The organism is Zavarzinia sp., from assembly GCF_041650655.1.
In the GTDB taxonomy this organism is placed as follows: domain Bacteria; phylum Pseudomonadota; class Alphaproteobacteria; order Zavarziniales; family Zavarziniaceae; genus Zavarzinia.
The window spans coordinates 1-9,856 of record NZ_JBAZKR010000128.1 but is presented as its reverse complement, the minus strand read 5'-3'; the positions used below and the strand labels follow the sequence as shown (position 1 = coordinate 9,856).

General features: G+C 67.7%; 8 protein-coding genes. All 8 read right to left on the bottom strand.

Annotated features, from left to right (window positions below):
* Positions 1-719, bottom strand: a 719-nt coding sequence (locus tag WC493_RS19925) for a helicase-associated domain-containing protein (RefSeq protein ID WP_373067795.1), incomplete at its 3' end; no start/stop codon positions are given.
* A 39-nt stretch (positions 720-758) separates the two neighbouring features.
* Complete coding sequence (locus tag WC493_RS19920; RefSeq protein ID WP_373067792.1) at positions 759-2,876, bottom strand: citrate/2-methylcitrate synthase; 2,118 nt, start codon at positions 2,874-2,876, stop codon at positions 759-761.
* Positions 2,873-4,159 carry an ATP-grasp domain-containing protein gene (locus WC493_RS19915; RefSeq protein ID WP_373067790.1) on the bottom strand — a complete coding sequence of 429 codons (1,287 nt, stop codon included), beginning with the start codon at positions 4,157-4,159 and terminating at the stop codon, positions 2,873-2,875. Before WC493_RS19915 ends, WC493_RS19920 begins: the two co-directional genes overlap by 4 nt.
* A complete protein-coding gene (locus tag WC493_RS19910; RefSeq protein WP_373067787.1) occupies positions 4,156-4,644 on the bottom strand; it encodes a 3-isopropylmalate dehydratase small subunit in 489 nt (162 codons plus the stop codon). Before WC493_RS19910 ends, WC493_RS19915 begins: the two co-directional genes overlap by 4 nt.
* Positions 4,641-5,912 (bottom strand): 3-isopropylmalate dehydratase large subunit, encoded by a 1,272-nt coding sequence (locus WC493_RS19905; protein ID WP_373067785.1) that lies wholly within the window; start codon positions 5,910-5,912, stop codon positions 4,641-4,643. Before WC493_RS19905 ends, WC493_RS19910 begins: the two co-directional genes overlap by 4 nt.
* A 1-nt stretch (position 5,913) precedes the next feature.
* Complete coding sequence (locus WC493_RS19900) at positions 5,914-7,764, bottom strand: aconitase/3-isopropylmalate dehydratase large subunit family protein (RefSeq protein WP_373067783.1); 1,851 nt, start codon at positions 7,762-7,764, stop codon at positions 5,914-5,916.
* 109 nt (positions 7,765-7,873) lie between these two features.
* Positions 7,874-8,449: an HD domain-containing protein gene (locus WC493_RS19895; RefSeq protein ID WP_373067780.1), complete on the bottom strand. Its 576-nt coding sequence runs from the start codon at positions 8,447-8,449 to the stop codon at positions 7,874-7,876.
* Positions 8,450-8,464: 15 nt separating this feature from the next.
* Positions 8,465-9,646, bottom strand: coding sequence for an isocitrate/isopropylmalate dehydrogenase family protein (locus WC493_RS19890; RefSeq protein WP_373067778.1), 1,182 nt, complete (start codon positions 9,644-9,646; stop codon positions 8,465-8,467).
* Positions 9,647-9,856 lie beyond the last annotated feature (210 nt).

Below are 9,856 nucleotides of genomic sequence, written 5' to 3'. Positions count from 1 at the left end.
CAGAGGATGATGGTGTGCGTCTGAAGCCGGGCCATCGCCGCAAGCCCGACGACCGTCTTCCCGGCTCCGCAGGGCAGGCAGATGACGCCGGACCCGCCGCGCTCGCTCCCGCCCGCGTAGAAAATGTCCGCCGCCTCCGCCTGGTATCCGCGCGGAGCGAACGCCGCGCCGCTCAGAGCCGTTTCGCGCAGCGCAACATGGAGACGCTCGCCGGCCACGTAGCCGGCAAGGTCCTCGACCGGGAAGCCGATCTTGATGAGAGCCTGCTTGATGTGTCCCCGGAAGAGCGGGTCGATCTCGATGCGGTTCGGCGGGATCAACTGCCGCAGGCGCGGGCGGACGGACCGGTTGTGCCAGATTTCTGCAATGAGTTCAGGGCTGTCCGAGACCAGCTCGAGCCGCTCGTCCCGGCGGATGAGCTTGAGGCGGCCATAGCGGGCCATGTAGTCGCGGACTTCCGCCACGATGTTCTGCGGCACGTCGTAGCGGGAATGCCGCGTGAGAGCTCCGATTACATCCTCGGCCGAGTGCCCTGCCGCCGCCGCGTTCCAGAGCGACAGGGGCGTGATGCGGTACGTGTGAATGTGCTCCGGGCACTTTTGAAGCTCGGCGAAGCTGGCCAGCGCGTCGCGTGTCTCGGCGTAGAGCGGGCTGTCGACCTGGAGGAGGAGCGTGCGGTCGCTCTGAACGATCAGGGGTTTCGGTTGCGGATCAGCCATCCGGTCCTTCGCGGCGACTGCGGACAGTGCAAAGCGTTATTATACCGGCCCTGCCGCCGGTTTGTACACCGCCTGTGCGAAGTCGACGCGTCGCATCGCCGGCTGCGTGCTGATCTCCTCGAAGTGATGCGCGGCGAGTCCGGCGATCCGCCCGTACACGAAGAGCGCCTTCGCCGCGCGAGGGTCGAGGCCCATGTCGGCGACGATCGCGCCGATCACGCCGTCCACGTTGATCGGCAGGGTCAGGCCGCGGACGGTCTTGAAGGCGTCGGAGACGATCTTCGAGAGCTCGACGCACTCGCCGGCCAGCCTGGTCTCCTTCGCCATTTTGTACAGTGCGTCGCGCCGCGGGTCCCGCGTGTGCAGCCGGTGGCCGAGGCCCTCGATGCGCGCGCCTGCGGCCATCCGTTCGGCGATGAGCTTCTCCGCCGCCGCACGAGGCGATAGTTTCTCACGGTGAGCCAGTTCGGCGCACTCGCGGAAGAACTGCGCGGCGTTCGCCCCGGCACCGCCGTGCACGTCGGTGATCGCGTTGATTCCGCCGGCGACCGCGACTTCAAGCGCCGCCCGCACCGTTGACAGCAGGATCGCCGTCTGTGTGCTCGGCGCCGTCACGCCGTGATCGACGCACGCGACCATCGCCGCCTCGAGCATCTTCGCCTCGCGCTCAGAGAGCGACGCCCGCCCGGCGACGGCGCGGCAGGCGAGCAGGGCAAAGCTCTTCGCGGGTTTCACCGGCACCTTGAAGATGCGGCAGAGGCCCGCCGCCGCCCGGCCCAGACAGAAGACCGCTCGGTCCAGTTCCGGCCCGTCGAACGCCGCCAGCTTCGTGTCTCCGAGCAGCAGCGCGGCCAGTTGCTTCGAGAGATCGTCGCCCGCGCGGAGCGGCACGTTCGGAACCGGCAGCGCAGCCGCCGACCGTGCCAGCTTGTCCAGCCGTGCCAGCTCCGACTTGCCCGGGAACCGCCCCGTCACCAGCAGGCCGGTGACTTCGAGCAGCGAGCGCTTTCCGATCAGTGTTTGCAGCGGCTTCCCGCGCACGGCCACGTCGTTCGGCGCGACGCGGGTGATCGACGTCGTCCACCGCGGCACAGGCGGCGGCGCCTCCCAGGTTTCCTTCATCCGCGCGTAATACCGCTCCGGCAGGAAGTACGTCCGCCCGCCGAGCGCCTTCCGCACGGCCTCGATGAGATCATACTGGCTGTTCACGACCGTGACGCCTGCCGCTTCGAGAGCGGCCTTCTTCGACGCGAACGTCCCGTACTCGGAACCGGGCGCGACGATCGCCCCCGCGTGACCCATCGTCTTGCCCTGCGGCGCACAGCGGCCGGAAATCAGCGCAACCAGCGGCTTCGGGTATCGTTCGCGGTATGCGCGGATGTCCTCCGCCAGCCGCTCCTCCTGGCAGCCGCCGATCTCGCCCGCGACCACGACGAGGTCCGTCTTCGGGTACGCCATCACGAGCGGGACGATGTCCGGGAACGTCGTGCTGACGGCGGAATCGCCGCCGATCCCGATCACGGCGTTCTGTGCGATGCCGGCGGATGCGAGCGCGTCGGACATGTGATAAAGGATCGCTCCGCTCCGCGAGCAGATCGTCACGCCCGCCGGCGCGAACCGCCCCGGCTCCGGCTCGGCCGGATGAAAGACGTCCGGCAGCATGCCGACCTTGATGTGTTCGGGCGGGAAAATGATGCCCGGCGTGTTCGGGCCGAGCACGAGCGTTCCCTTGCGGCGCGCGGCGACGAGCACGCTCCGGACGTCGCGGATCGGCATGCCCTCGCTGATGAGCACAACGACCGGGATGCCCGCGTCAATCGCCTCGATCGCCGCGGCCGCCGCCGTCGAATACTGCTTCCAGACGCTGACGACGGCGATGTCCGGGTGCCGCCGCAGCATCTCGGCGACGGACTCGTAGACGGGGACGGTCTCGCAGACGGTCGTGCCGCCCTGGCCGGGCGCGATCCCCGCCGTGACGGTCGTTCCGAACTCCTTCATCAGCCCGGCGTGGCGCGTGCCCTGGCCGCCGAGCCCGATGACGGCGGTCTCGATGCGGCCCGTCTGCCGGATTCGCTCCGCCAGCGTCGGCCGCACGCGGCTGATCAGGTACGCAAGCATTCCGTCCGGCGCGGGAACGCAGGTGATCTTCTCGCTCATCGGGCAGTCTCCTGAGTGCTGGCGAGGAAGGCGGCCAGGCCGTCGCGGATCACGTCGGCCATGATCTCGCGGTTGCCGACGACCATCGAGAGCGGTTCGAGCGCCTCCGGCGTCTCGCGCCGCGCGGCTTCGAGGAACGCCCGCGCCGCCGCGAGGTCCGTGCCGACCATGCGGCCGTACACCGGCACGATCCGCTTCCGCGCGGCCCGCCGCTCGCGCAAGCAGTCAACAAGCCCGCGAATGAAGATGTCGCAGCTTGAGATTCCGCCGAACCGCGAGGTGATAATCACGTCGACGAGCGGATGCTCCATCAGCAGTGCGAACATCTCCGCGACGCCTTCGCGGGTCGGCCCGCCACCGGAGTCCATGAAGTTGACGGGGACGACGCGACTCTCGTGCAGCTTCTGGCCGATGCCGGTAACCTCGTCGATCGAGAAGATGCCGTAGCCGGCGCCGCCGGGCACAAGACCGACGTAGATTTTGCCCGGCTCGCGGACGGCATCCTCGGGCAGCAGGTCGACGTACGGGAAGCCGCCGTCGCGTGCCCGACGCTCGCGGGCGGTCGGCTCGGCCACCTCGTGGCGGCGGGCCTTGATGCCGAGCCGTTCGAGCAACTCGGCCTGCCGGTACAGAGCGTTATCGTCCAGGACCATCTTTGCGTCCGCCGCGAGCGGACCTTGCGGCGTGATGAGGAGCGGGTTGATCTCAAGCACCTTGCAGTCATACTTCTGATATGCGAGGTACAGCTTCGTCGCGATGTCCGCAAGCTGCTCCTCAAGCTCTGGCGAGCCGCCGAGGTCTTTTGCGAGGAACGATGCGACCTGCCGCGCGGACTCGGCCGGAAGCGTGTCCGGACTGTCCGGCAGCTCGACCCGGAGGATGGCGTCGGGCCGGGTGCGGGCGACCTCTTCGATGTCCACGCCGCCCGACGCGCTCGCGATGACGACGTTGTTGAACGTCGCCGGGTTCGCCGTGACGCCGAGGTAGCAGCCGCCGGAGGACTCAGCGGCGGCCTCGATCAGAACGCTCTCGACGGCGTGGCCGCGGATCCGCATCGCCAGCAGGTCGGCTGCGGCGGTCGCCGTGTCAGTGTCAGACTCGACCCGCCGGATGCCGCCGGCCTTGCCGCGCCCGCCGATCAACACTTGCGCCTTGACCATCGCCGGGTACTTGATCCGCAGTTTCCGCGCCGCGGCCGGCGTTCGGGCAACGCCGTACCGGCGCGGAACGGCCAGCCCCTCGCCGGCGAGAACCCGCTTCGCCTCGTGTTCGTACAGTTTCACTTCTTTCGGCTCCTCAACTTGGCTCGCGTATAGGGCAGCAGCCCGCCGGCCTCGCGGATCGCGAGTATTTCCGGCGGCAGCGTCGGAAACGAGAACGTCTGCCCGCCGACGGCGACCGTGCCGAGCGCGGCGTCCAGCTTGACTTCGTCGTCTTCGTGCCAGGCATCGACCGCCTGCGGGCACTCGATGAGCAGCAAGCCCTGGTTGATCGCGGCGCGGTAGAAGATGCGGGCGAAGCTGTGTGCGATCACCGCCTCGATCCCGGCCGCCTTCAGCCCGACGACCGGCTGCTCGCGCGAGCTGCCGCACCCGAAGTTCCGCCCCGCAAGGATGATGTCGCCCGGCCGCACGTTCGCCGCGAACGTCGGGTCGAGGTCCTCGAGCAGGTGCGGGCGGATCTCGTCCGGCTTCGCGCATGTGTATGTGTATTTGCCGGGGAAGAGCATGTCCGTGTTGACGTCGTCGCCGTAGCGCCAGGCCCTCATCGCGTCAGCTCCTTGCGCGGGTCGGTGATTTTGCCGTGGATGGCCGAGGCGGCGACCGTCGCCGGACTGGCAAGGAAGACCTCGGAGTCCGGGCAGCCCATGCGGCCCTTGAAATTCCGGTTCGCCGTCGAGAGGCACCGCTCGCCCGGCGCGAGCACGCCGAGGTGCGCGCCCAGGCACGGCCCGCAGCCGGGCGGAAGCAGCACGCCGCCCGCCTCGATGAGCGCGGAGATCGCGCCCGAGGCGATCCCGCGCTGAAGAATGTCCCGCGACGCCGGCAGGATCAGCAGCCGCGACCCGGCAGCAACTTTCCGGCCCTTCAGAATCTTCGCGGCCAGCTCGAAGTCGCTTATCCGCCCGTTCGTGCAGGTGCCGAGGAAGAACTGATCGATCGCCGTGCCCGCAACGTCCTCGATCGGGGCGACGTTATCGACCGTGTGCGGGCGCGCGACGACCGGGCCGAGCGCGGAGAGATCGTAGTCAAGTCTCCGCTCGTACGCCGCATCGGCGTCCGCCCAGACGGGCTGATAACTTTCGCGCGAGGCGCCGATCGAGTCCAGATACGCGAGCACGTCGGCGTCCGGCTCGAACGTCGCCGCCTTCGCGCCCATCTCGACGCCCATGTTCGCCACGGTCAGGCGGTCGTCAACGGTCAGGCGGCCGAGCGCTCCGTGAAACTCGACGCTCTGATAGGATGCGCCGTCCGCGCCGATGCCACGGATGACCGTGAGGACGAGGTCCTTGGCCGTGACCGCCGGATGAAGGCGCCCGCGCAGGCCGACCCGGATGCTCGTCGGGACCTTGAGCCACGTCTCGCCGGTGAGCAGGAGCGCCGCCGCCTCGGTCCGGTCGATGCCGGTTGCGAAGCAGCCGACGGCGCCGTACATGCACGTGTGCGAGTCGCTCCCGACCACGAGCATTCCGGGCAGGGCGAGGCCCTTCTCAATCATGATCTGATGGCAGATGCCCTCGCCGATGTCGTAGAAGTGCCGGACGCCGTAGCGGCGGACATATTCCCGCACCGCCTTGTGCCCGGCGGCGATCTTGTCCGACGCCGCCGGAATCACATGGTCGAGCACGATCACGTGCAGGTCCGGATCGGCGACGCCGAACTCGGCGAGGTCCTTCGCGATCTTCTCGACGATCGCGGACGTGTTGTCGTGCGAGAGCAGGTGATCCGGGCGGACCGTCACGATCTGGCCGGGCTGAACGCGATCTTTTCCGCCCTTGCGGGCGAGGATCTTCTCGGCGAAAGTTGAACCAGGCATGTCACTTCCCTCCGGCGAGCAGGCCGCCGCGACGGTAAATCTGCATCTGCACTTCGGAGAACGGCCGGCCCTGGATGACTTGTCCGTTCGCACGGCGGATGCGCCCGGCCGCGAGGTCCGCCTCGAGCTGTTCGCCGCTCTGAACGCCCGCTCCGATCAGGTCCGCGACGAGCACGGGCAGGGCGCTGTTGATCGCGTTGCGCTCGTAAATCGCGCCGAACGACTTGGCGATGATCAGCGCGATGCCGAGCGAGCGGAAGCAGTCAACCGCCTGCTGCCGAGAGCTGCCGCACCCGAAGTTTGCGCCTGTCACGACGATGTCCCCCGGCCGGGCGTCCTGTGCGAAGTGCTCCCAGCCGGCGAGATTGCCGAACGCGTAGCGGCCCATCTGCGCAACGTCCGTCACCGTCAGGTGCTTGTTGTGATAGACCATATCCGTGTCGATGTTGTCGCGGTCGATGACCCAGACGCGCCCGGCGATGCGCTCGGACCGCTCTATTTCGGGGACAGATAACTTATTTCCGCGTAATTCGGGGACAGATAACTTAATTGCCCCCTTCGCCTTCGCTCCGGCTTCTGTAGTCCTTGTCTGTGTTGATTCTCTGCCGAGATAAGTTATCTGTCCCTGAATTACGTCGGCGGAGGTGATGACGCCTGCGACGGCGGACGCGGCGGCGGTCACGGGACTCGCCAGGTACACCTCGCCCTTGCCCTGCTTGCCCGCGAAGTTCCGGTTCCCCGTGCTGACCGTCACTTCGCCCGGCCCGTTCTGCCCGACCTGTCCGGCGGCGCATCCCGCGCAGCCCGCGTTGCTGATGAGCGCCCCGGCGTCCTTGAACACGTCGAACAGTCCCTCGGCCATGCACCGTCGCCAGACCGCGTCGGTCGCCGGAACGATCTTGAGAATGACTCCCGGCGCGACGGCCCGCCCGCGCAGAATCCCGGCCGCCGCCGCAAAGTCCTCGAACCGGCCGTTCGTGCACGAGCCGATGAACACGGAGTCGACCGGCCGCCCGGCGACCTCGGCGACCGGCACGACGTCCTCCGGATGCCCCGGCCGCGCAACGAGCGGGCCGAGGCCGTCGACGTTGATTTCGGCGGTCTTCTCGTAACGGGCGTCCGGGTCGGCAAGGACCGGCTCGAAGCGAGCGCCGGTCGCGCGGCAGTGCTCGATCACCTCGCGCGAAGGCGGAAACAGCACGATGATCGCACCCATCTCCGTCGCCATCGAGGAGACGGTGATGCGGCCGGCGAGTCCGAGCGCATCCATCGCGGGGCCGCCGAACTCCGCCGCCACGCCGAGCAGGCCGTTCGCCCCGAAGTGCCGGAGCGCCGCGAGAACCAGGTCCTTCGCCGTGGCTGCGGGGGAGGGCGTGCCGCGAAAGACGACGCGGACGGTCGGCGGAACCTCGAACCAGACGGTCCCACGGGCGAAGGCCTGCGCGATGTCCAGGTCGCCCATGCCTTGCCCGAACGCGCCGATCGCGCCGAGGATGTTCGCGTGGGAGTCGGTCGAGACAAACGTGCTGCCTGGGCCGACGAGGCCGTTGTCGATCGCCAGGTGCGTGCCGATCCCGCGCTGGATGTCCATCACGCGGATGCCGTGCTCGCGGGCGAAGACCCGGCACGCCTGCTGGTTCGCGGCGTACGCCTGGTCGGAGCCGGTCGGGTTGCAGTCGAACGTGAAGAACGTGCGGCTCGGATCGGCCACGCCGAGCCCGTGCTCGATGAGGTTCTTGACGACGTTCGCGCCGCCGAAATCGCGCGCGGCTCGGATGTCGATCCGCACGTTGGCGATATCCCCCGGGATGAGTTCACGCCCGGCGTGCGCGCCAAGAATCTTCTCGATCAACGTGTGTGCCATTCTTCAGCGCCCAACCAGAACTGATCCGTCGGACGTGTCTGACCTGTCTGACTCGTCTGACCCGTCCGACCTGTCCGACCATGCAGGCGTGCCACGCCTACCCGATCAGCAATCCCTTCGTCCGCATCGCCAGCGGATCGAACGTAGCAAAATCCGCCTGGTGAATGAGCACGGTCTCGATAAATTTCGGTGCGCCCTCGCCTTCCTTGCTGTGGCACGCGATCGTGTTGATCACGTCGTCCGGCAGCCCCGCCTCGGCGGCGAGGAGCGACCCGGAGATCGGGTGCCGCAGCCGCCGTCCGCACGCGGACAGGCCGTGCGTGCCGTCCGGGCGGCGCTCGATTTCGACCAGCTTGCCGAGGTCGTGCAGCAGCCCGCCCGCCACCAGCCGATCCTTATTAATGATGTAAGGCATCTTCGCGTACGACTGCTCCTGCGCTTCGGCCAAGGCGACAGCCCCGCGCGTCACGGCCAGCGTGTGCTCGATGAAGTTGACCCCGCCCGTCTCGGCCTGAAGCGTGAACGGCATCGCCCGCAGGTGCTCCATCGACTTCCAGCCGCCCCGCTCGATCGCGAGCATCCACGCATCGACGACCTTGCGGCGAAGCTCCGCGTTCCCGATCAGTTCGAGCACCGGGCCGAAGACCGACTCGATATCCTTGCGCTGAATCATGGCAAATCTCCCGTTTCAGAGCCGCGCGATGACCGCATCCGTCATCTGCTGCGTGCTGGCCGCGCCCTGCTCGAAGACCTTCGGGCCGCCCGCCAGCCGGAGCATGTCATACGTGCGGACCTTGCCCTCCGCGACGACCTGCTGCACCGCGCCGCGAATCCGCTCCGCAAGCTCCGTCTGCCCGACGTGCTCGAGCAGCATGCATCCCGCCAGGATCGTCGCGATCGGGTTCACGATCGACGGCGAAAGCCCGGCGTACTTCGGCGCGGAGCCGTGCGTCGGCTCGAACACCGCGACCTCGCGGCCGAGGTTCGCACTGCACGCAAACCCCAGCCCGCCGACCAGTCCCGCAAAGCCGTCCGAAATGATGTCCCCGAACATGTTCCCCGCGACCATCACGCCGTAATCTTCGGGGTTCTTCGTCAGCCACATCATCTGCGCGTCGATGTTCGTCGCCCAGAGCCTGATGCCGGGGAACTCCGCCGCCACCTTGCGCGCCTCTTCCTCCATCATCCCCGACGTCTCGCGGATGACGTTCGGCTTCTCGCAGACGGTAACGGACTTGTAGCCGAAGCGTTTTGCGTGCTCGAACGCCGCCTGCGCGATCCGGCGGCACGCCGTCCGCGTGAAAATCCGGCACGACACCGCCAGGTCCTTCCCGGCGACCTTCTTGTACGCCGCCATCTTCGGGTGCGTTTCGAGCGCGGCTCGCACCGGAGCCGGCGGATCGGTCCACTCGACGCCGCTGTACAGGCATTCCGTGTTCTGACGGAAGATCACCGCGTCGACCTTCGGCTCCTCGAACCCGTCGCCCTTGCGGCGGATGAAATTGAGCGGATTACCCGGGAACGTCTGGCAGGGTCGCACGCAGATGTCCAGGTCGAAAAGCTGCCGCATGCGGACGATCGGGCTGAAATAACTCAGTCCCTTCCCCTTGAGCTCGGGGGTGAGTTCCGCATCGGCCTGTGCCTTCGGCTTCGACGTGATCGCGCCGAACAGGCCGAGCTTGTGCCTGCGCAGCAGGTCAATCGTCCGGTCCGGCAGCGGGTTCCCCTCGCGAATCCAGAAGTCCCAGCCGATGTCCCCGTGCACGTAATTCGCATGGAAGCCCGCGGCGTCGAGCACGCGGACCGCTTCCGGCGTGACAATCTTTCCGATCCCGTCGCCGGGCATCACAACGATCGTCGGTTTTGCCATCTCGCGAACTCTCCTCTCAAGTCACCTTGAGCTCCTGACGCTATGAATGATCGGTGGGGCAGGCATTCTTGCCTGCCCAAGGCGGACAGGAATGTCCGCCCCACCATTCTGTCAGAGCCTCCTTGTCAGATCGTCCAGCACGCCGCCCAGGATTTCGAGTGCTGTGTCGACCTGTTTCTCGGTGGTCGCCGGGGCAGGGAAAAAACGAAC

What these genes read in the sequence shown, in the direction of transcription:
- WC493_RS19895 (WP_373067780.1), bottom strand. Translation starts at nt 8,449, where the DNA reads ATGATTCAGCGCAAGGATATCGAGTCGGTCTTCGGCCCGGTGCTCGAA.
- WC493_RS19920 (WP_373067792.1), bottom strand. Translation starts at nt 2,876, where the DNA reads ATGAGCGAGAAGATCACCTGCGTTCCCGCGCCGGACGGAATGCTTGCG.
- WC493_RS19910 (WP_373067787.1), bottom strand. Translation starts at nt 4,644, where the DNA reads ATGAGGGCCTGGCGCTACGGCGACGACGTCAACACGGACATGCTCTTC.
- WC493_RS19905 (WP_373067785.1), bottom strand. Translation starts at nt 5,912, where the DNA reads ATGCCTGGTTCAACTTTCGCCGAGAAGATCCTCGCCCGCAAGGGCGGA.
- WC493_RS19890 (WP_373067778.1), bottom strand. Translation starts at nt 9,646, where the DNA reads ATGGCAAAACCGACGATCGTTGTGATGCCCGGCGACGGGATCGGAAAG.